The sequence below is a fragment of the Thiothrix winogradskyi genome (assembly GCF_021650935.1).
In the GTDB taxonomy this organism is placed as follows: Bacteria; Pseudomonadota; Gammaproteobacteria; order Thiotrichales; family Thiotrichaceae; genus Thiothrix; species Thiothrix winogradskyi.
Map to the genome: position 1 here is coordinate 3,874,675 of NZ_CP091244.1, position 19,653 is coordinate 3,894,327.

The following is a 19,653-nucleotide window of genomic DNA, read 5'->3' on the forward strand; positions in this document are numbered from 1 at the left end:
AAAGACTTTGTAGAATGTCGGAACTCACGCCTAAAATCAAGCAGAAATCCCAATCGCAATGGAGAAAACGCAAACGTTTTGATTTAAATCATTCATCGCTCACCTATCAACAAAGCGCAGCAATAGTAGCATAAAAACACAAAAAAAAACCCGACTTAGGCGGGGTTATTGATGTCCAGAAAACAATGTTCCACCCCAAACTGTTCCGCCAAGTGATTTCCCAGTGCCTGAATGCCGTAACGCTCAGTCGCGTGATGCCCCGCTGCCAGGTAATGGATGCCGTTTTCCCGCGCAAAATGCACCGTGTGTTCAGAAATTTCACCGCTCAGGTACGCATCCGCGCCCAGATCAAACGCTTGCTGGATGTAACCTTGCGCACCGCCGCTACACCATGCAATGCGCTGGATAGGCTGCTCACCACCCGCAATCAATAAAGGGTCACGCCCCAGCACTGCCGCAACGTGTTGCCCAAACGCGCTCAAGCTCACGGGTTCAGCCAAGGTACCGACATTGCCCACGCCTTGCAGTTCGCGTTCATCCATCACGCCTTCGGTGCGAATCCCCAGCAATTTTGCCAATTGCGCGTTATTGCCCAGCGTCGGATGCGCATCCAAAGGCAAGTGATAGCCCAACAAACTGATGTCATGCTGGAGTAAGGTCGCAATCCGGCGTTTTTTCATGCCGCGAATCACCTGCGACTCACCCTTCCAGAAATAACCGTGATGCACTAACACCGCGTCAGCATTGCATTCCACCGCTGCATCCAACAACGCTTGCGAAGCGGTGACACCCGTAACAATGCGCTTAACTTCCGCCCTGCCCTCGACTTGCAAACCATTCGGCGCGTAATCGCGGAACTTGCCGACATTCAGCAAGGTATTAATGTGGGTTTCGAGTGCGTAGAGGTTCATAGCTCTGCCAATACGCTCAGGAAGGTTGCCATTTCCTCATCCGTACCAATGGTAATCCGCAAGTATTCGTTAATGCGCGGCTTATTGAAGTAACGCACCAACACACCGCGCTGTTTCAGTGCCAAATACAAGCTTTCCGCATTACCCGCCGGTGGACGCGCAAACACGAAATTCGCCGCTGACGGTAATACGCTGAAACCCATCTCGGTCAGGCTTTGCACCGTCATCTCACGGGTAGCGATAATTTTCTGGCAAATATCCTCGAAATACGCCTTATCACGCATCGCCGCCGCCGCACCTGCAATCGCCATACGCCCCAAGGGGTAAGAGTTGAAGGAATTTTTCACCCGTTCCAGCGCATTGATCAAATCAGGATGCCCCACCGCAAAGCCCACCCGCAAACCCGCCAGTGAACGCGACTTGGAGAAGGTTTGCACCACCAACAAATTCGGGTACTTGTCGATCAGCGGAATCGCGGTTTGCGCCCCAAAATCGACGTAGGCTTCATCGACGACCACCACGGATTCCGCGTGAGTTTGCAACAAAGCTTCAATCGCATCCAAACCCAATGCCATGCTGGTGGGCGCATTCGGATTGGGGAAAATAATTCCACCGTTATCCACCGCGTAATCGCCCAAGCACACCCGAAAATCCTCACGCAAGGGGATTTGTTGCGCATTAATCTGGTAAAGATTGGCGTAAACGGGGTAAAAACTGTAGCTAATATCCGGGTATAGCAACGGCGCGTCGTGCTTGAGCAAGCCTTGGAAAACGTGCGCTAATACCTCATCCGAACCATTCCCGACAAAAATATTGGCGCGTTGCACGTCGTAATAGTCGGCAATTGCATCCTTCAGCTCATCCGCATTCGGGTCGGGGTAAAGCCGTAAACGCTCATCCGCCGCCGCGTGGATTGCCGCGAGTGCATTCGGTGAGGGCGGGTACGGGCATTCGTTGGTATTCAGCTTGATGTAACGCTGGTCTTTCGGCTGTTCACCCGGTACATACGGGTCGAGATTGTGTACCAGTTTGCTCCAGTATTGGCTCATGCGTGCTTCCGGTGGAGAATATAAACGTGTGATGATATAGGGATGAAACAAATCCAGCAATCGACCTTTCGCCCCGCGTGGTGGTTACGCTCACCTCACCTCCAAACCTTGTGGCCGGTATTTCTGCGCCGTCGCGTACAATTGCCCCTGCAAGCCGAACGGGTGGAACTCAGCGACGGTGATTTCATCGACCTTGCTTGGTATCCGCGTGCGGATGCGCCGCTGGTGCTGGTGATTCATGGGCTGGAAGGTTCGCTGCAATCGCATTATGTGCAAACGCTAATGCAAGCGTTGCAGCAAGCGGGTTTTGCGAGTGTCTTCATGCATTTGCGCGGTTGTAGCGACGAACACAATCGCTTACCAGAAAGTTATCATTCGGGGCGCACGGCTGACATTTCGGAAGTGCTGGCACATTTGCAGCAAACCCAACGAATGCCTAACGCCGCCATCGGCTTTTCACTTGGTGGCAATTTGATTTTGAAATACCTTGGCGAAACGGGCGCGAACGCTGGTTTGCAAGCGGCGATTGCGGTTTCCGTACCGTTCCAATTACAGGAATGCGCTCAGAAGCTGGAACGAGGTTTCTCTGTCATTTACGGGCGCTATTTGGTCAACAAACTCAAGGCCTCCTATCGCCGCAAATTCAGCCAGATGACCAGCCCGCTATCAGTCGATTTGGACAGACTCAAGACGCTGTTCGCTTTCGACGATCAGATTACCGCGCCGCTGAATGGCTTTGCCGGGGCAGAAGATTACTACAGCCGCAGCAGTTCGCGGCAATTTCTGCAACGCATTGAAACCCCAACGCTGATTATTCATTCGCAAGATGATCCGTTTATGTACTCGACCACTGCACCGACGGAAGCCATGTTGAGTGATAGCGTCACGCTGGAATTGACGACGCACGGCGGGCATGTGGGTTTTGTGGCGGGTAGTGTGCCTTGGCGGGCTGACTATTGGCTGGAAAGGCGGATGATCGAGTGGTTGCGCTTGCGGTTGCAACAGAAACAAAAAACCCCTTAATTTTTCTTTAAAAATCAAGGGGTTACAGTTTGGTGGCGGCGACCACTAAATTTATGACGTAAGATAATGATATTTATAGTTTTAATGTTTTTTATTTTTTAACAATACCCCCCTTGATACCCCCTTTAGTGCACTTCACCCCATTTTCTGCCCTTCGATCACCACAATGGAGACACCCATTCAAGGGGGTATTATCGGGGGTATTTCGCTGAACCGTTTGCGCCGATACCCCTAAAACACGAACTAAAAACGAATCCCAACATTAAGAAAAAATATTTTTTTTCTACCGCTATGCTTAGTTTTGAGGTGTAACAGGTGTAACAGTGTAACAGGCTGGATTAATCTTTTTATTATCATTAACTTAATTGCATTGCTAGGGTGTAACAGCGGTGTAACAAGGTGTAACACACAAAAAAGCCGCAACATGTGCGGCTATTTGCTGGTGAGAGGTGTCTAGTTATCTGGGCGTGATGATGAAACCACGAAACCCCCGTTTACCATCATTAACCTGAGTTCGGGATAAGGTAAGGCGCAGCCTTTCATGGGAGAATGTGAGTAACCACACACAACATTGACCCCACCAAAGGCTGCTACTGAGATGCTAACACGGTTATTCTGTGCCATTGACGATTTTTGTCAGGACTTTCATCCCGAATGGAACAAAACGTTATTGACCCCGAAAGGCGGGCATCGTCGTCGCCACAGTGGTCTTGGCGATAGTGAAATCATGACGATTTTGGTGCATTACCACCAAGTGGGGTATCGTACTTTCAAGTGGTATTATGAGCGTCATGTCAAAGTATTTCTTAAGGGTCATTTCCCGCAACTCCCTAGTTATCAACGTTTTATTGAGTTAATGCCGCGTGTTCTTTTGCCACTAACCCTGTTTATGCAGCAACGCTGTGAAACGGGGCGAGGTATTGCCTTCATAGACTCTACCCCTTTGAAAGTCTGTGAAAATTTGCGTATTCCACGTCATCACACCTTTCGCAAAGACGCAGGGCGGGGTAAATCGTCAACAGGCTGGTTTTATGGGTTCAAACTTCATTTGGTCGTGGATGACTGCGGCAATATTTTATCGTTTGCCATTACTTCGGGTAATACCGATGACCGTAAGCCCGTTCCACGTTGCTGAAAAAAGTGGTCGGCAAAGTCTTTGGTGATCGTGGCTACATTTCCAAGGCATTGACAGAATCGTTGGCAGAGCAAGGGGTTGAATGGATTACCTCGCTGAAGAAAAACATGAAACCCGTGGCGCGTGACACGTTCGATACACTGATGTTGCGTAAACGGAGCATCATCGAAACCATCAATGATCAGTTGAAAAATATTTCACAAATTGAGCATTCACGCCACCGTTCACTCACTAACTATATGATTAACATCATTGCTGGCTTGGTGTCATATGCCTATCAAGATAAAAAACCAGCACTGGATTTAAAAACATCAGCATTGGTTGTGATCTAAATTGAGGGATGGCTTATCCCGAACTCAGGTTCATTAAGGTCTTTGTCTTCCGCACGTAAGGAAATGTTTATGGCGTTCTTCCCGTCTTTGTCGGGTGCGTTGATCATATCCACTGTCCGAAGTGCTGCAATGATTTGCTCTTTGCTGTAACCCTCTGCCAGCTTTACCAATTGCGCCGTTGGCACAAGGAAAGCGCCGTCTTCTTCGGGTCTGTTGCGTACAAATCCAACTCGATCTTTAATGTTGTAAACAGAACCTTCACTAAGATTTGTTCCCTGAAACCGTGAAATTTGCGAAAACAGAAAGGATTCAACGGCTTCAATAACTTGGCGGTGTTCGCGCTTGCCATCTGCCCCGCCGAAGTCATCTACCCATGAATCAAAGCACTCTTTAGCCGCTGCGGTAGCCTCTCCCGCTTTCCATCCGGTAATGCCGTGCTTGGTTGCCAGTTCGCCCGCGTAAGCAATTAGGGCAAATTGTCGAGCCACGCGCCGTACTTGTCCGCTTGCGTCTTCGGGTAGCATTGTCTCCCGGATTGCGTCAATAGCTTGGCTAATGTCATCAGGGATCCCGCCCGGTTGCGTGATCGCATAAAGCCACGCATCGCCCGCCGTGCCGTAATACTTTTTGGTGTTAGCTTCCAACATTTCAGCGAACACAGAACCGTTTCCCATGCCGTGCAAGTCATTAAACGCGCCATGCTTCCATGCATCGCTGCGCACGTTAATCATGCGCACCTCTTGCCCTGCCCTTGTGACCATGCCCGCTTCCTTCATGAGTGCATCAAGCGACTTTTCACCAGTAGACAAAAACACCACGCGCCATTTCTTTGTGATCTTGGCGTTACCGTCACGCCCGCCCCGCCGCTTGCCTTCGCCGTTTGCCAGTGCGTAGGCTGTGGCGCTAACGGTTTGCGCGGTCGCTTCGCCGATTTCATCGAGTGCTAGAAATAGATCATTGTGGGCGTATGCGCTGCCCTCAATACCGACTGAGGTTGATAGCCACTGCTGCCAGAATTCGCTACCCCACACGCTGCAAGCTGTTTTCATGGTGGTGCTTTTGCCATCGCTGGAACTACTCCACAAGTGCAAGCCGAACCCCATCATTCCCGACTGTTTGAGCAATGCGCCGGTAAACGCACTGGATAAAGCCAACATCGTTAACGGGTTGCCTTGCGCATACCGTGCAACATTGGCTTGCCAGTCTGCCAGCGTTCCCGCTTGCCCGATCTTGTTATCAATCACGCTGGTGGGTTGGTAGGTGTATCGCTCTGCATTTTCGCCGTAGTTTGTCTTAGGTGTGATAAATACATCATCTACCCATCCCGTGCGGTCGCTGCATGTCATCAAGTCAGTGACCGGGGACGATAGCAGGTAATCAATAATTTCTTTGTCATTGCCATACACGAAGTTCAGCCCGTTACCGCGCAAATACTTAGTAATTTCTACGCCATCGCCAGCCGCGAATATGGCGGGCATTGCCCACGTTTTGAGCCTGCCCCGCGTATCCTTGAATTCAATGAAGCGCCCATTATTGCCGTCTGTTGTATCGTAAGTTTCTGCAATAACTTGCAGGTGAGGGGAAATGCACACGGGTTCTGAATAGCCGTTGGTGGTGGGCTTGCTGTACCACACGCCGTTATCCCTCAGTGAGTACACACCCCGCCCGCCTTTGATGCCGTCCGGTTCCCCTTGGGTGGCGCGTTTCGCGGCTTTTTCCACGGCTGCGAGTGCGTTACCCGCCGCCCGCTTGCCTACGCCTAAGGTTTTGTTGTTGCCTAGGGCGACAATCAACAAGGTACGCTGTACCGGGTCAAAAACATCATTGATCGTATACGCCGCCAGCTCTTCGAGTAGCGCGGTGTAGTTTTCCATCGTTGCCGCTTGCGCCTTGGCTTCAAACGCGCTGAATACATCGGTGTCTGGTGTGGTTTGTGCGGTAGCGCTCATGATGTTTGCCCCTGAATGGTTGCCAGTGTTGCCCGTGCTTTGTGCATTGCGCGGTGTTTGCGGTAGGTGATTTGATTGTGAGCTTGCAGACTGATACCCGTATTAGTGGTGAGTAACTTAGCCGCTGCTGGGATAGCTGCCCATTCGTCGCCGCCGTGTGCCAGGATACAAAACAGGTCAAACGCATCGTGTGCCAGCCCGTTGGCTATCGGGTCATTGCTGTGGTGGCTGAATGCCCGCTCTTTGCCGTCATCCCCTTGCAGGATCACCACGCCAGCCATACCGGATTGACTTGTGGGGGCAACAAACTTGCTACCCGTCGCCCGGTAGCCGTGGGCGGTGAGGATAGACCGCACGTCGTGCGCATCGTTAAACGCGGTGATCGGGGAAACCTGCCCTTCTATGAGTCGCCCGCCTTGGCGTTGGGTGCGTTGGGTTTCGGTTTGTACAGCCCTAGCCGTGGCTAACTGTTCGCGTTCTGCCTTGGCGCGTTTGTCGGCTTTATAGAATGTGTTGGCAGTGTCTTTCAGAACCACGTCAACCGCTTGACCCGATACATGGAAAAACACATAGGGGCTTTCAGGATTCCGACCATAGGGAACCTCTAAAAACCCACTGATACCCACACAAATGTGAGAAAATGCTCATCTGAGCCACCGCCCCGTTACTAGCCATGCCCAAGAAAAGTGCCATCAAAACCAGTCTGTTTGCCGCCGAAGAGCGTGAACAGAAACTCGACCGCAAGGGCGACCTGCTGTCCACGCTGAACCAGCACGTCAACTTTGTCGCCTTGGCAGCAGAAATCGACCACATCGCCCCACGCCCAAGTGACAAGCGAGGAGGCCGTCCACCCTACCCAACGGAACTGATGGTACGGGTCTTGGTGTTGCAACACCTGTACAACCTGTCGGACGAGGCATTGGAATACCAATTGCTTGACCGGCTGTCGTTCCAACGGTTTTGTGGCCTGCGTCATTCCAGCACGATCCCGGATGCCAATACCTTGTGGGTATTCCGTGAACGGATCAGTGCGGCAGGTGGTGCGGATGCCCTGTTTGATGCCGTCCAACGGCAATTACAACAACACGGTTTTATTGCCCGTGGTGGTCAAATCGTCGATGCCACGCTGGTGGAAGCCCCTAAACAACATTTCCACAAAGAAGAAAAAGCGCTGTTGGAACAAGCGGCAACACCCGCTGGCTGGACACCTGCCAACGTCGCCAAAAGGATACGGAAGCAAGCTGGACGAAAAAACACGGCAAAAGCTACCACGGCTACAAACTCAGTATCAGTGCCGATCGGAAATACAAACTCATCCGCAAACGCCACATCAGCACCGCCAAAGAGCATGACACCAACCATTTTGAAGCGGTGCTTGACCGAGCCAACACCAGCCGTGACGTATGGCGGACAAAGGTTATGAAGACCAATCCCGTGAACAACGCCTCAACCAAGGTAGCTGGCGGTTACACATCCAGCACAAAGCCAAGAAAGGCAAGCCGCAATCCGACTGCCAGAAACGCCGCAACACCCGCATCGCCAGACCCCGCGCACGGGTTGAGCATGTGTTTGGGTCAATCTGTGCGATGGGTGGCAAAGCCATCCGCAGCATTGGGTTGGCACGGGCAGTATTCGGCCTCAGCATCAAAGCAACCGTGTATAACCTGCGTCGGCTCTGTTCGCTCAGAGAGGGCGGAGTTGTGCCCATTTGATGGAGAAATTCCCGAAAAAACAGCAAAAATGCGGAAAAACAACCTGATTGTGGCTTGGTGTGCTAAAAATTGAGATGGGTTGGTGTTTTTTTAACAAAATGCCGATAGGCCAACGCTAACCGTTGCAATACGCCGGGTTTTTAGAGGTTCCCAACAGTAGAAAGCCTTTTCCACGGTGACAGACGCAAAAAAGCCGGGAACTTGCCCGGCTCTTTGGTGGTGGCGTTGCGGTTATACGGGTGTTGCCGTGCTGATAGCGTTGCGCACGAAGTCGTTTAAGCTGATGCCAAGTTCTTTAGCCTTCACCGCCGCCGCTAGGTGAAGATCGTGACCAACACGCACATTGAAACTACCTTTACAGGGTAATTCAGGTGCATAGCCTTTGGCTTCGCAAGTGGCTAGGTAGTCATCAACGGCTTCTTCAAACGCTGCTTTGAGCGCTTGCACGGTTTCGCCTTCGTAGTTAACCAGTGCAGCAATGAATTCGAGCTTGCCGTACAGAACGCCGTCTTCAACTGAGGCTTCAATGCTGCCGTAATAGCCTTTGTGTTCTAACAGTTTCATAACATTGATCGGGTTTTGATTGTTGTAACAGATTTCAAGCCGCCGCTTTCCAGCCCTGCCCGGTGCTTTCCAGTTCCAGCCGCTGAATGTGCCGTGCATGGTCGAGCTTACTCAAACGCTCCACCATTGCTTTGATATAGGCGTTGCCCTGAATGTGTTCTTGGTACAGCAAACGGGTGAACCTATCCGCCGCCGCCGTGATCGGTTGCCGCCCTGCCTCCCAGTTCCTCACGGTGGACTCACTCACGCCCAACACCTCACCCAACATCGTTTGGGAAAGGTCTAATTCCTTACGCAAGAAACGAATTTCCGCCCCATCCAACAAGGGTTGGTTGTTGGTGATGAATAGCCCTATGGTCTTGTGCAGCCCTGCTACATCGGCAATCGCCACCGCTTCACCGTAAGGCGTTTGCTGGCTTTCAAAACCATTGCGTAACCACACGTTAGCAAGCCCGCAACTTTGATAATGGAATAACTCAGACATAACAACACCTCACTAGATAACGGTAATAATCACAGCAAGATTCCCGTGCTGATCTTCATCAATGGCAAGCGCCACGCGGATATATTCGCCTGCGGTGAATAGCCTTAGCCGCATTGCCCAACTTCCCCGCGCATCCTTGGCGGGTTCCTCCTCAAAGCTACCCACTTGCAAACAGCGTAAAACCTGCATACGGGTTATTTCCCGCTCCACCATACGTTCCTCTGCATGACGGGTGAAGAATATCCGTCTCCCGTCGCTGGCTAGGTCGTTCAAGATGGCTTTTGCTTGGTGTGGGGTCATGTGCTTTCCTGCCTTGTTGACCGTTAAATATTAACGCCTTTCGGTGCGGATAGATAGGCGCAAAAAAGCCGGGAACTTGCCCGGCTCTTTGGTGGTGGCGTTGCGGTTATACGGGTGTTGCCGTGCTGATAGCGTTGCGCACGAAGTCGTTTAGGCTGATGCCAAGTTCTTTAGCCTTCACCGCCGCTGCTAGGTGAAGATCGTGACCGACACGCACATTGAAACTACCTTTACAGGGTAATTCAGGTGCATAGCCTTTGGCTTCGCAAGTGGCTAGGTAGTCATCAACGGCTTCTTCAAACGCTGCTTTGAGCGCTTGCACGGTTTCGCCTTCGTAGTTAACCAGTGCAGCAATGAATTCGAGCTTGCCGTACAGAACGCCGTCCTCAACTGAGGCTTCAATGCTGCCGTAATAGCCTTTGTGTTCTAACAGTTTCATAACATCCCTCCCGTTGTTAATTTTTCGCGAACTTGCCGAATGACATAAGCCTTCATCACCTCATTGCCGGGGTGTGGCTTGTGTTGTGATGGATCAACACCACGCGCCCACAATGCCCTAGCCTCTTCGTGCAGTAACCGTGCATCCTTCAGGCTGATTTCTGGATAACTGCCAATGGATAGAACTTTCTCTTTTTGTAGCTTGTACTTGTAATGCCACAACTTAGAACCGTTGGGCTTAACCAGTAAGTACAACCCTCCCCCGTCGCTCAATTTGTATTCTTTGTCTTTGGGCTTGGCGTTCTTAACTGCGGTGTCGTTCAAGCTGCGTTTCATAAAAGGGGTGTCGCTTTTCTGAGTTTGGAAGATACCCCCCAAGACACCCCCAAAAGTGTGCGATGTCATGCGACGGGATACGACGCCATGCAACAAAAAACCCCTTACAGATTGCCGCCTGTAAGGGGTTTTGAGTCTTCATGTAACGGCATGAAGTTGGTATTTGGTGGAGGCGGCGGGAATTGAACCCGCGTCCGCAAACCCTCCATCTGAAGGCTACTACATGTTTAGTCAGTCGTTTATTTAACCCGATTGCCGCCAACTGACAGGCTGCTCACAGGCTGTCCCAATACTGTTTAGTGGTTTGGCCTTGGGCGAGCCTCCCGCACGATCTTATGATTGGATGATGCCTGAATATTCGTACTGCATAAGCACAGTAGCGATCAGACAGCTAACTACCGGTTATTAAGCGGCGAGAGCGTAAGAGTCGTCGTTTGCGACTATTGTTTGTGACTAGAATTTAAGTGGTCACCACATCCACTACATGCTCCCCAGACTTTGTGATCCACGTCGAAGCCAAGTCGCCCCCGTAGTTCCGCAAAAGTTGCTGGACTTGTCATTATACGGTTTGACACAGCCAGTGTCATGCAGTTCCGCAAAATCGCACCGATTTAACTGATCAACGGCAAACAAGAGCCTAAAGGGTCGCCCAGAATGGCCATAAAACACACAATTATTAAGCGTTTATTAATTCAGCCACAGCTAAACTATTCCTCACTGATGGAGAGGAGTGATTTACCAATCACTGCAAGAGCAAATGGAAATTAACTAATAAAAACAATCAGGTGTATCGTTATGGATATTGAATATAAATTTATTTTAATACTAATCTCAGTGGCAATGATCAATCTAATGGTGGCATACCACCTCATCTAATCATTACGCCAGCAATAAAAAAGCCCCATAACGGGGCTTCTTTATTGCATCAAATCAAAGGAGTCATTACTTTGATTGTGCAACCATGAAGTCAACGGCTGCTTTCACTTCTGCATCAGACAACGCTGGGTTGCCACCTTTTGCTGGCATCGCGCCTTTACCATTGATGGAAGTAGCATACATCGCATCATTACCAGTAGCGATACGTGGTGCCCATGCAGCTTTATCGCCTAACTTAGGTGCGCCAGCAATACCCATGTCATGGCAACTGAAGCACAGACCTTTGTAAATTTTTTCACCATCAACCGCACCTGCCGCTACTACCGCGCCGGTTGCCGCTGTAGCTGTAGCATCAGCCGCTTTATTAGCAGTATCACCGACTGCTTTAGCAGCATCGCCCGCTGCCGCCGTCGTAGCGTCAGCCGCCTTAGTGGCTGCATCGCCTGCTGCTTTAGCGGTATCACCGACTGCTTGAGTCGTCGCATCAGCCGCTTTTGAAACCGCGTCACCGGCTGCTTTAGTAGCATCAGTCATGGCAGTCATTGGATTAGCCATTGCTGGTGCAGTCTCCGCCGCTGGGGCTGGCGCTGCTGCTGGAGCAGTTGCTGCTGCTGGAGCTGCTGGTTCAGCAGGTTTTTGTGCAGCCGCAGGCGCTTCAGCTTTTGGAGCCTCAGCTTTTGGCGCTTCTTTTTCGCCACAGCCGCTCAGAACGCCCAGCGTTAAAAACAGAGCAGAAATACTGATGGTGATTTTTTTCATGACTAGCGATCTCCTGATTTGTCGTATAGGACTTTGAATTACATTATTGTGAAAAGAATATCAATGGTCGGGCATCGTAATAGACGCTCATAGCGATGTCAATTAAGTGTATTCAAAAACGTTTTCTGGCTTGAGTATCCCCCCGCTGCGAATTATGCTGACATTCTTTAAAAGAGCGGCAAGTCAAAACATCATGAGCGAAACACACCCTTTTTTACAAGCCTTCCGGGGCAGTTTTTTCGGCGTATTGCGCTGGCATCAATTGGATGAACTCTGGCTACGGGTGCTCATGACCAAACAAGAGGGTTGGTATATTTACGCAGTGGGGGAAACACCACCCAGCACCCCGCAAACTGACACCGCGTTAGAAACCATCATCCACGAGCTGAACATCTTGTTGCACCGCGAACACCAAGAAGATTATTGCGGCATTGTGTATACCGATGATATGCAACAACCCCGTTATATTAAGGTGTTTGATCCGAATCATCTGGGGTCTGTGTGTGGCTCCAGTGGCAACCCACCGTTGCCGGGCTGGATACTCTCTAAAATGCAGCCAATCGACCTACCTGCCGCACTCCCACAACCCACTAACCGCCGCCACTGGTGGCAAAAGCTGTTTACCCATGCCCACTAAAAACCCGATTACTGTTATTGGCGTGCTGACCTCACTCCTATTGCTTGTGGGGGGCGTCATGCTGTATTTACCACCCGCCGAGCCAATCCATCAAGAACAGGCACAGGTGCTAACCAGCCCCTTCAAAGAACCAGACCCCGCGCCAAAAGCAGCACCTGAACCCGCAGTAACTGCTGCCCCGACAGTAGCGACGGAACCTACCGCATCACCGTTCAGCATTCCCGACATGACACCGGAGGATCTGGCAAAGTTGCCCCCGGAGGAACGCACCCGCTACGACAAGATGCGCGAATCCCTGCAAGAAATCGTGCAGCAAGTACAAGCGCTGGAGCAAGAAAACACGCGCCTGCAACAAACCCTGATTGAAGGTCAGGCCAGCAATCAAGCGCTCGATACAGAGATCGACAAATTGCGCCCACCGCAACACGTCGCCAAGCCCGCCGAACCTTAACCGCGTTTCAGCGCACGCATCAGAAACCGTGCCGGATGCAAATGGCGATACAAGGTTGCCTGCACCGGCAACGGTTCCCCCGTCAGCAACGCCGCCAACAATTCCGCACCCAAACCGCTGGTGGTAAGACCACGCGAACCGAAACCCGCTGCTATCCACACACCCGACTGATAACGCGCCAGTGGAAACGACTGGTTCGCCCGACCATGCCGTAACTCGGCGTAGGTTTGCTGGAAAAATGCCGTATCCGGCAACGCTCCCACCACTGGGTAACGATCCGGCGTTGTCATGCGAATTGCCGCGTGGCTGGACACCACCGTACCGAGTGAGGCGGCAAACTCAGGCAGATACTGCGCCAATTGCTGGTGATTCACGGTATCGGCGGCAACATCCAGCTTCGGTTCGCGCACATGGCGCACAAACGTTGCCCCGAAAATATGTTGCCCCGCCAACGCTGGGGTCAGGTAGCCTTCGTGCCCTAAGGTGGTTTTCAATTGCTGGCTAAACGCTGAAGCGCTCGCTACGCTGGTTTGCCCCAATACCGGCATAAAGGGCAGAAACTGACTCGCGGCAAATTGATCCGCCTCACGCCCGCTGGCAATAATCGTCACACCATCCACCGGCAACGTGTTGGCATCGGTCAGGGTGCGCACGTCAATATTGGGGTGCGCCACCAACGCCGCACACAAACTGGCAGGATTCAGCCAACCTGCTTGCGGGAAATAACTCGCGCCGCTCGGCAACGGAATCCCCGCCACTGCGGAAGCCTCCGCCTGATCGAGAATCTGGATGAAATCGGCAGGCAATTCACGCGCCTGAATCGCCTGCTGACGCGCCGCTTCACGCGGTTCGTGTGCCAGTTGCAACGCGCCGCATTGCGCCCAGTCGATCACCTGCCCCGCTGCTTGCAGTTGGCGAATTTGCTGCATGGCAAACACAAACGCTTGGCGGTAAAAGGTTTCGCCCCAGCCTGCTTCCGCTGTCATTTTCGGGGTTAGCACGCCTGCACGGTTGCCGGATGCTTCCATCGCAAGGCGGGCGTGGCGTTCGTACACGGTGACTTGCCAGCCACGTTGTGCCAGCGCGTGCGCGATTTGGCAGCCTGCGATTCCACCGCCAATGACGGTGGCGTGAGTGGGTGTGGCGGGTTCTGGCAGGGCGTACCAAGGTTCAAGGTCAGCGCTGAGGTGTTCCGCAGGCAAGGTAGCGGTGAGCATTTCGCGTTTTTTGCCAAAACCTTTGCACTTGGTGACGTGAAAACCGGCGGCTTGCAGGGTGCGGCGTACTTCACTGGCGGCGGTAAAGGTTGCCAACGTGGTGTCAGCATGGCTAAGGCGGGCAATGCCTTGCATGACAGGTAATGCCCACATCGCGGGGTTGCGGGCGGGGGCAAAGCCATCCAGATACCATGCATCGACGCGGGCGACGAGTTCGGCGAGGGCGGCTTGCACGTCCATAAAACACAGGGTCAACGTCAGGCGACCTTGCGCGAAATGCAGGCGATGGAATCCGGCAAGCAGTGGGGGGTAATGGGCGAGGAGTTCGCGGGCGTAACCCTGTAATTCTGGGTAGTTTGCCAGTAATTCACGCAAGGTCGCGGGTTGAATCGGGTGCTTTTCAATGGAAATGAAATGCAAGCGGGGGCAACGCTGTGGGTCGGCTTGCCATGCCTGCCAAGTGGCGAGGAAGTTTAAACCCGTGCCGAAGCCGGTTTCGGCGATGGTGAATTGCGCCTTGCCTTGCCAACGTTGCGGGAGTTGGTTGCCTTGCAGGAAGACATGGCGGGTTTCTGCCAAGCCGTCTTGCAGGGAACAGTAGCAGTCGGCGAAGGCGGGCGCGTAGGGTGTGCCGTTGGGGTCGCGTTCGATGTGGGCGGGGGTTAGTTCATGCATAGGAGTAATGTTACGGGCTAAACAAGTCAGCCATGAGGAAACAATAGGTTAGTGAAGGGTTGGTAGTTCTTCCAACGGTATGTGTTGAAATCACGCTGATCGGTGGAAAGGATGTGCCCATGCCCCAGCTCTTCTGCCAGAATCACCAGCGAAGCATCCGCCAAATCCATTGGAAGGTTTTGATATTTGTACATCAATTCGCGAATACGTCGCAGATGCCAAGGCTCGACCAAATGAAAAACATCCGAGCCTCCTTGCTCAATATTGTGCAAAAACAACATCTGTGCATCAAAACCGACCCGCCCATACAGCAAATGACTGGCTTCCGCCAACACAGGCCACGTTGTCAGGAATCGATACTCTTCATAACGATCCAGTGCATCCAAAGCCTCCGCATGGAATTTGTCTTTCTGGTTATGCAGAGCTACCCAAAAACCGCTATCGGCGATAATACTATTTCTCGGATGGGTATTTTGCATCGAGCATACTCGCCAAATACTGTTTGTAATTGCTCGACAAGTCTTCAGGCCCATCAAACGCACCAATGAAACCGCTGTCACGCCAAATCTGCTTCTGACGCTTTGCTTCCGCCCGATCACGCAAATCTTGCGCCACCTGTTGCAGCGAATATTTCAGAACTTCGGTAATGGATTTATCACCCAACATTTCGCGCAAAAACTGCAAATCGTTAGCCGTTTGTTCATCCAATCGTGCACTGATTCTTAGCTCGTTCATTTTGTCATACCATTAGTGATAACACGTCATACATCATAACATGACCATTACCACCTGTCACCGTCCAGCCAAAAATCCCCAATCCCCCGCCAAAACCATCTACACTCCCCCCAACAAAACAGGAATCCCCCATGCAAACCACCTACAAACCCCGCAAACCCCTCCTCGCCGCACTCTTATCCCTGCTATTACCCGGTTTAGGGCAGCTTTATAACGGCGAATGGCACAAAACCGTCTGGTTGTTGCTAGGTTTCGGGCTGCTAAGTGTGTTGGGCATTGTGGTAATCGGACTATACCTGCCCATCAGTTGGACACTGCCCGCGCTCATCATCGGGGTATTTTCGCTCCTAATACTCTGGCTCTATAGCATTACAAATGCTTTCCGCAGCGCTCGCTGTCAGCGTGAATACACCCTCAAAAGCTGGCAAAGCGCAGGCGTATACGGTTTGGTGTGGGTGGTGTGCAGCCTAATCGCCCTGCCAATGCTCAGTGATTACGTGCAACGACACCGCGTCGAAGCTTTCCTTGTCCCCTCTAACAGCATGAATCCCACTGTGCTGAAATACGATCTATTGTTTGCCGACAAGCGCTACAACCGCATCGGTGCAACGCACCCCGTGCAACGCGGCGACATTGCCATTTTCATCTACCCCGACAGCCGCAATACCTATTTCATCAAACGCATTATCGGACTACCGGGGGATAAGGTGAAAATCAAAGGCGCGGATGTTGCGGTGAACGGCAAATCGCTGCGCCAACACATCACCACGGGCGCACACGGTTTACTCGTCACCGAAACCAGCGGGGAACACAGTTGGCAAGTTTTCTGGAATAATCAGCAGGCGCAACTGCCCCAAACGGATCTAACAGTTCCGCACGGAAAAGTGTTCGTATTAGGGGATAATCGCACGGATAGCAACGATTCACGCTTTTTCGGCACAATCCCCTTGCAGGACGTAATCGGCAAAGCGCGGCAAATCTGGTTTTCAGCCGAAGGCAATACGATACGCTGGGAACGCATCGGCAAAGCGCTGCATTAAAACGGCATGAACGACTTAAACACTTTCATAAACGGGCTGACCGTCGCAGCGGCTTCCCCCATCGGCGCGGCGGCTTGCGCCAATGTGCCCACTTGCTGGTTCATTTGCGCCACATTGCCACTCATATAGGCGACATTATTATTCATGTAATACATCGACTGGTTCATCGACTGGGTGCTGTACGCCATGGTTTGCGTATCGGTTGCCATCGTGCCGATGTGACCGTTCATGGTGTTGATATTGCCCGACATCGTGATCATCGAAGCTTGCATACTGCTCATAATGTACATCATATAGCCACCTGCCGCCCCTGCCACCAATACCAGCGGCACTAACCAGACTTGGCGTTTGGTTTTGGTCGCTGCCAAGGTTTGCTGTACGTGCTGCAACTCATGCATTTTGGCTTCGAGTTTTTGCTCACGTTCATTGAATTCGTGGTGCAAGCGTTTGAAAGCGTGTTCCAAACGTTCGTTTACCCCATCGACCGCTGGCGGGTGTTCAAGCGCTGGCTTGGCTTGCACCCACCAAGGCACTAAACGTTCCAACAGATTGGGGGTAACGGCTATCAAGGCTTTGGAAGTGGATTTTTTTACCCGCGTCGCTGCGCGTACCCGTTTCGGGCTAGGCTTCAGCACCATGTCTTGGCGTTTGACAATGCGCATGGCGATAGCTTTGCCCGTCCCTTCCACCTGTGCGGATTTTATTTCAGGAATGGCATTGCCGAAGACATCCAGTCCAACATTCACGTGGTGAGCTGATTTGCTCTTGGTGTTAGTATGTTTCATGCCGTGAGTATATAAGTGGTTCCTGATACACACAAGCAACAGAGCGGGCAAATTTAGCCCACTCTGTCAGACTGCGGTTTAACCCAGCATGTAAGACACCACGCCATCCGCCAGTTTCGGCTCAAACCAAGTGGACTTGGGCGGCATTACATCATTGTTATCGGCTACCGCCATCAGGTCTTGCATACTGGTCGCGTAAAGCGAGAAAGCGACTGCCATTTCACCACTATCCACGCGCTTTTCCAAACCAGCCAAACCGCGAATTCCGCCCACAAAATCAATGCGGTCATCGCGACGCGGGTCGCTAATGCCCAAGATCGGGTCGATTAAATAACGCGCCAAGCGGCTTACATCCAAACGCGCTACCGGATCGTCATTGGGCATCAGTTCAGGGTTAAGCGTCAGTTTGAACCACTGCTTATCCATGTACATCCCAAAAATACCGGGTGCATCCGGCTTAACCGGCGTGGCAGAAGGCTCTAGCGCAAAATGTTCCTCAACCGCCGCCAAGAATTGCGTGGGGTCAAGCCCGTGCAAATCCTTAATCACGCGGTTGTAGTCGAAGATTTTCATCTGATGCGCGGGGAAAATCACCGAGAGGAAGAAATCAGACCCTTGCTGATTGTTACGCATTTTCGCAATCCGCGACGCTGATGCCGAACGGTGATGCCCATCCGCAATATACAGCGCGGGCATCGCATTAAACGCCGCCGTCAATTGCGCAATGGCTGCCGCATCATCAATCACCCACAGCGTGTGTTGAATACCATCATCAGCCGTCACGTCCAACGCCGGTTCCGCTTGCGAAGCCGCCGCCAAAATTGCGTCCACTTCAGGGGTATCCGGGTAAGCCAGCAATACCGGCCCGGTTTGCGCATTCACCGCATCAATCTGGCGTACCCGATCATCTTCTTTCACCGGGCGGGTAAATTCGTGCTTGCGAATTCGATTGGTATCGTAATCCGCCACCGACGCACCTGCCACCAAACCGGTTTGCGAATGCCCGTTCATAATCAAGCGGTAAGCGTAATAGCAAGGCTGTGCGTCCCGCACTAACAGGCCCGCATCAATGGTACGCGCCAGATTTTCAGCAGCTTTGGCATACACGACAGGGCTATACGGGTCGGTATCTACCGGCAAATCAATTTCCGGCTTAGAGACATGCAAAAAACTCCAGGGTTTGCCTGCTGCCCGCTCGCGTGCTTCCGCAGAATTCAGCACATCATACGGCGGGGCAATCACTTCAGCGGCACGACCCGGTGCTGGGCGCAAGCCTTTAAATGGCGCAATCAGATTCATCTTGGAACACTTCCTACAACGCTAAAAGATCGCCGCATTATAACGGTCATTGCCAGTGGCGGCTATGCAATCGCAACGTTACCGTCATTTCACTTGAGGCTATCCATCAGGTTGGCTAGACTCTGGCGCTTATCTTATGGATTTGACCGGATTGAGGAACGCAGGGTGAAACAACCTATTGTCATTATCGGAATCGGCGAAATCGGCAGTGTTTTCGCACAAGGTTTACTGCGTATAGGGCACCCGGTTTACCCGATCACCCGCAGCATGGATATGTCCGTCGAAGCCGCGCAAATCCCCGAACCCGCGCTCGTCATCGTTGCCGTGGGCGAAACCGATTTACACCCCACTTTGGCACAACTCCCAGACGCTTGGAAAACGCGGGTAGCCTTGCTCCAAAACGAACTGTTACCCCCAGACTGGGAACGGCATGGGCTAACTGACCCCACCGTGATTTCTGTCTGGTTTGAAAAAAAACGCGGACAAGCAGTGAAAATTGTGGTTCCCTCACCGCTATACGGACATAATGCCACGCTATTGGCTTCCTGTCTGAATGCACTGGATATTCCCCATTATCTGATGCATGATCACGCGGAATTATTATTCGAGCTGGTACGCAAAAACTACTATATTCTGGTCAGCAACATTGCGGGGCTACGTGTTGGCGGAACAGTAAGCACACTTTGGGCGCAACACCCCGCCTTGGTTGAAGCAGTGGCGCGTGATGTACATGCCCTGCAAGAATATCTAACGGGCAAAACCTTAGATCATGCGGAACTGTTACAAGCCATGCTGGTCGCATTTGCAGGCGACCCCGAACACCAATGCATGGGGCGCAGTGCTCCAGCACGCTTGCAACGTGCTTTAGAGATTGCGGATACTGCGGGGCTTGCCGTACCAACCTTGCGGGACATTGCCGCCAGCCGATCGTAAACGGATACAGGTT

The 19,653-nt window shown here is 52.1% G+C and carries 20 protein-coding genes, 1 other RNA gene and 2 pseudogenes; 7 read left to right on the forward strand and 16 right to left on the reverse strand.

Annotated features, from left to right (window positions below):
• Nucleotides 1–155: 155 nt before the first annotated feature.
• Both L2Y54_RS19180 and hisC read right to left on the reverse strand, forming a co-directional pair.
• Complete coding sequence (locus tag L2Y54_RS19180; protein ID WP_236498289.1) at nt 156–911, reverse strand: Nif3-like dinuclear metal center hexameric protein; 756 nt, start codon at nt 909–911, stop codon at nt 156–158.
• Nucleotides 908–1,960 carry a histidinol-phosphate transaminase gene (gene hisC / locus L2Y54_RS19185; protein ID WP_236498290.1) on the reverse strand — a complete coding sequence of 351 codons (1,053 nt, stop codon included), beginning with the start codon at nt 1,958–1,960 and terminating at the stop codon, nt 908–910. Before hisC ends, L2Y54_RS19180 begins: the two co-directional genes overlap by 4 nt.
• Before the next feature lie 42 nt (nt 1,961–2,002).
• Here hisC and L2Y54_RS19190 point away from each other — a divergent pair, with 42 nt between their 5' ends.
• Nucleotides 2,003–2,983 (forward strand): hydrolase, encoded by a 981-nt coding sequence (locus L2Y54_RS19190; RefSeq protein ID WP_236498291.1) that lies wholly within the window; start codon nt 2,003–2,005, stop codon nt 2,981–2,983.
• Between the two features lie 598 nt (nt 2,984–3,581).
• Nucleotides 3,582–4,450: pseudogene (locus tag L2Y54_RS19195) on the forward strand (IS982 family transposase).
• On the opposite strand, the gene L2Y54_RS19200 reads toward L2Y54_RS19195, so the two are convergent.
• Both L2Y54_RS19200 and L2Y54_RS19205 read right to left on the reverse strand, forming a co-directional pair.
• The gene (locus tag L2Y54_RS19200) at nt 4,447–6,399 is read right to left on the reverse strand and encodes a DUF927 domain-containing protein (protein ID WP_236498292.1); all 1,953 of its coding nucleotides are present in this window, start codon (nt 6,397–6,399) and stop codon (nt 4,447–4,449) included. The pseudogene L2Y54_RS19195 and the gene L2Y54_RS19200 overlap by 4 nt on opposite strands.
• Nucleotides 6,396–6,935: a hypothetical protein gene (locus L2Y54_RS19205; protein ID WP_236498293.1), complete on the reverse strand. Its 540-nt coding sequence runs from the start codon at nt 6,933–6,935 to the stop codon at nt 6,396–6,398. Before L2Y54_RS19205 ends, L2Y54_RS19200 begins: the two co-directional genes overlap by 4 nt.
• A gap of 137 nt (nt 6,936–7,072) precedes the next feature.
• Here L2Y54_RS19205 and L2Y54_RS19210 point away from each other — a divergent pair.
• A pseudogene (locus L2Y54_RS19210) lies at nt 7,073–8,111 on the forward strand (IS5 family transposase).
• A 231-nt stretch (nt 8,112–8,342) separates the two neighbouring features.
• Here the strand turns inward: L2Y54_RS19210 and L2Y54_RS19215 are convergent.
• From L2Y54_RS19215 to L2Y54_RS19245, 7 genes are all read right to left on the reverse strand, one after another.
• Nucleotides 8,343–8,675 (reverse strand): type II toxin-antitoxin system HicB family antitoxin, encoded by a 333-nt coding sequence (locus L2Y54_RS19215; RefSeq protein ID WP_236498294.1) that lies wholly within the window; start codon nt 8,673–8,675, stop codon nt 8,343–8,345.
• Nucleotides 8,676–8,709: 34 nt separating this feature from the next.
• Nucleotides 8,710–9,159 (reverse strand): helix-turn-helix domain-containing protein, encoded by a 450-nt coding sequence (locus L2Y54_RS19220; RefSeq protein WP_236498295.1) that lies wholly within the window; start codon nt 9,157–9,159, stop codon nt 8,710–8,712.
• 12 nt (nt 9,160–9,171) lie between these two features.
• Nucleotides 9,172–9,459 (reverse strand): DUF4258 domain-containing protein, encoded by a 288-nt coding sequence (locus tag L2Y54_RS19225; RefSeq protein WP_236498296.1) that lies wholly within the window; start codon nt 9,457–9,459, stop codon nt 9,172–9,174.
• 106 nt (nt 9,460–9,565) lie between these two features.
• Complete coding sequence (locus L2Y54_RS19230) at nt 9,566–9,898, reverse strand: type II toxin-antitoxin system HicB family antitoxin (RefSeq protein WP_236498294.1); 333 nt, start codon at nt 9,896–9,898, stop codon at nt 9,566–9,568.
• A complete protein-coding gene (locus tag L2Y54_RS19235; RefSeq protein WP_236498298.1) occupies nt 9,895–10,233 on the reverse strand; it encodes an Arm DNA-binding domain-containing protein in 339 nt (112 codons plus the stop codon). The genes L2Y54_RS19230 and L2Y54_RS19235 overlap by 4 nt, the downstream gene beginning before the upstream one ends.
• A gap of 164 nt (nt 10,234–10,397) precedes the next feature.
• Nucleotides 10,398–10,762, reverse strand: a transfer-messenger RNA (tmRNA) gene (gene ssrA, locus L2Y54_RS19240).
• 413 nt (nt 10,763–11,175) lie between these two features.
• Nucleotides 11,176–11,868, reverse strand: a complete 693-nt coding sequence (locus L2Y54_RS19245) for a c-type cytochrome (RefSeq protein WP_236498300.1) — start codon at nt 11,866–11,868, stop codon at nt 11,176–11,178.
• Nucleotides 11,869–12,061: 193 nt separating this feature from the next.
• Here L2Y54_RS19245 and L2Y54_RS19250 point away from each other — a divergent pair, with 193 nt between their 5' ends.
• Nucleotides 12,062–12,505, forward strand: a complete 444-nt coding sequence (locus L2Y54_RS19250) for a hypothetical protein (RefSeq protein WP_236498301.1) — start codon at nt 12,062–12,064, stop codon at nt 12,503–12,505.
• Nucleotides 12,495–12,956, forward strand: coding sequence for a hypothetical protein (locus L2Y54_RS19255; protein ID WP_236498302.1), 462 nt, complete (start codon nt 12,495–12,497; stop codon nt 12,954–12,956). The genes L2Y54_RS19250 and L2Y54_RS19255 overlap by 11 nt, the downstream gene beginning before the upstream one ends.
• Here L2Y54_RS19255 and mnmC read toward each other — a convergent pair.
• From mnmC to L2Y54_RS19270, 3 genes are read right to left on the reverse strand one after another with little or no spacing between them, the layout of a single operon-like run.
• Nucleotides 12,953–14,848 carry a bifunctional tRNA (5-methylaminomethyl-2-thiouridine)(34)-methyltransferase MnmC2/FAD-dependent 5-carboxymethylaminomethyl-2-thiouridine(34) oxidoreductase MnmC1 gene (mnmC, locus tag L2Y54_RS19260; RefSeq protein WP_236498303.1) on the reverse strand — a complete coding sequence of 632 codons (1,896 nt, stop codon included), beginning with the start codon at nt 14,846–14,848 and terminating at the stop codon, nt 12,953–12,955. The two genes, L2Y54_RS19255 and mnmC, sit on opposite strands and share 4 nt — an antisense overlap.
• A 26-nt stretch (nt 14,849–14,874) precedes the next feature.
• Entirely contained in the window at nt 14,875–15,327 is a 453-nt protein-coding gene (locus L2Y54_RS19265; protein ID WP_236498304.1) for a type II toxin-antitoxin system VapC family toxin, read from the reverse strand.
• Nucleotides 15,302–15,583 carry a hypothetical protein gene (locus L2Y54_RS19270; protein ID WP_236498305.1) on the reverse strand — a complete coding sequence of 94 codons (282 nt, stop codon included), beginning with the start codon at nt 15,581–15,583 and terminating at the stop codon, nt 15,302–15,304. Before L2Y54_RS19270 ends, L2Y54_RS19265 begins: the two co-directional genes overlap by 26 nt.
• Nucleotides 15,584–15,714: 131 nt before the next feature.
• Between L2Y54_RS19270 and lepB the strand changes: the two genes are divergently transcribed.
• Nucleotides 15,715–16,623 (forward strand): signal peptidase I, encoded by a 909-nt coding sequence (gene lepB / locus L2Y54_RS21780; RefSeq protein WP_311196207.1) that lies wholly within the window; start codon nt 15,715–15,717, stop codon nt 16,621–16,623.
• On the opposite strand, the gene L2Y54_RS19285 is transcribed toward lepB, so the two are convergent.
• Nucleotides 16,620–17,408, reverse strand: a complete 789-nt coding sequence (locus L2Y54_RS19285) for a hypothetical protein (protein WP_236498306.1) — start codon at nt 17,406–17,408, stop codon at nt 16,620–16,622. The genes lepB and L2Y54_RS19285 overlap by 4 nt on opposite strands.
• Nucleotides 17,409–17,486: 78 nt before the next feature.
• Complete coding sequence (locus tag L2Y54_RS19290) at nt 17,487–18,707, reverse strand: DUF1015 domain-containing protein (RefSeq protein ID WP_236498307.1); 1,221 nt, start codon at nt 18,705–18,707, stop codon at nt 17,487–17,489.
• A 165-nt stretch (nt 18,708–18,872) separates the two neighbouring features.
• On the opposite strand from L2Y54_RS19290, the gene L2Y54_RS19295 reads away from it, so the two are divergent.
• On the forward strand, nt 18,873–19,640 hold the full coding sequence (locus L2Y54_RS19295; RefSeq protein WP_236498308.1) for a hypothetical protein: 768 nt from the start codon (nt 18,873–18,875) through the stop codon (nt 19,638–19,640).
• The last annotated feature ends 13 nt before the right edge of the window (nt 19,641–19,653 follow it).

Bases quoted from the DNA above. Each gene is read 5' to 3' on its own strand.
- L2Y54_RS19230 (WP_236498294.1), bottom strand. From the start codon at position 9,898: ATGAAACTGTTAGAACACAAAGGCTATTACGGCAGCATTGAAGCCTCA.
- L2Y54_RS19225 (WP_236498296.1), bottom strand. From the start codon at position 9,459: ATGACCCCACACCAAGCAAAAGCCATCTTGAACGACCTAGCCAGCGAC.
- L2Y54_RS19245 (WP_236498300.1), bottom strand. From the start codon at position 11,868: ATGAAAAAAATCACCATCAGTATTTCTGCTCTGTTTTTAACGCTGGGC.
- L2Y54_RS19265 (WP_236498304.1), bottom strand. From the start codon at position 15,327: ATGCAAAATACCCATCCGAGAAATAGTATTATCGCCGATAGCGGTTTT.
- L2Y54_RS19250 (WP_236498301.1), top strand. From the start codon at position 12,062: ATGAGCGAAACACACCCTTTTTTACAAGCCTTCCGGGGCAGTTTTTTC.
- L2Y54_RS19200 (WP_236498292.1), bottom strand. From the start codon at position 6,399: ATGAGCGCTACCGCACAAACCACACCAGACACCGATGTATTCAGCGCG.
- L2Y54_RS19180 (WP_236498289.1), bottom strand. From the start codon at position 911: ATGAACCTCTACGCACTCGAAACCCACATTAATACCTTGCTGAATGTC.
- L2Y54_RS19215 (WP_236498294.1), bottom strand. From the start codon at position 8,675: ATGAAACTGTTAGAACACAAAGGCTATTACGGCAGCATTGAAGCCTCA.
- L2Y54_RS19235 (WP_236498298.1), bottom strand. From the start codon at position 10,233: ATGAAACGCAGCTTGAACGACACCGCAGTTAAGAACGCCAAGCCCAAA.
- lepB (WP_311196207.1), top strand. From the start codon at position 15,715: ATGCAAACCACCTACAAACCCCGCAAACCCCTCCTCGCCGCACTCTTA.
- hisC (WP_236498290.1), bottom strand. From the start codon at position 1,960: ATGAGCCAATACTGGAGCAAACTGGTACACAATCTCGACCCGTATGTA.
- L2Y54_RS19270 (WP_236498305.1), bottom strand. From the start codon at position 15,583: ATGAACGAGCTAAGAATCAGTGCACGATTGGATGAACAAACGGCTAAC.
- L2Y54_RS19190 (WP_236498291.1), top strand. From the start codon at position 2,003: ATGAAACAAATCCAGCAATCGACCTTTCGCCCCGCGTGGTGGTTACGC.
- L2Y54_RS19290 (WP_236498307.1), bottom strand. From the start codon at position 18,707: ATGAATCTGATTGCGCCATTTAAAGGCTTGCGCCCAGCACCGGGTCGT.
- L2Y54_RS19255 (WP_236498302.1), top strand. From the start codon at position 12,495: ATGCCCACTAAAAACCCGATTACTGTTATTGGCGTGCTGACCTCACTC.
- mnmC (WP_236498303.1), bottom strand. From the start codon at position 14,848: ATGCATGAACTAACCCCCGCCCACATCGAACGCGACCCCAACGGCACA.
- L2Y54_RS19285 (WP_236498306.1), bottom strand. From the start codon at position 17,408: ATGAAACATACTAACACCAAGAGCAAATCAGCTCACCACGTGAATGTT.
- L2Y54_RS19220 (WP_236498295.1), bottom strand. From the start codon at position 9,159: ATGTCTGAGTTATTCCATTATCAAAGTTGCGGGCTTGCTAACGTGTGG.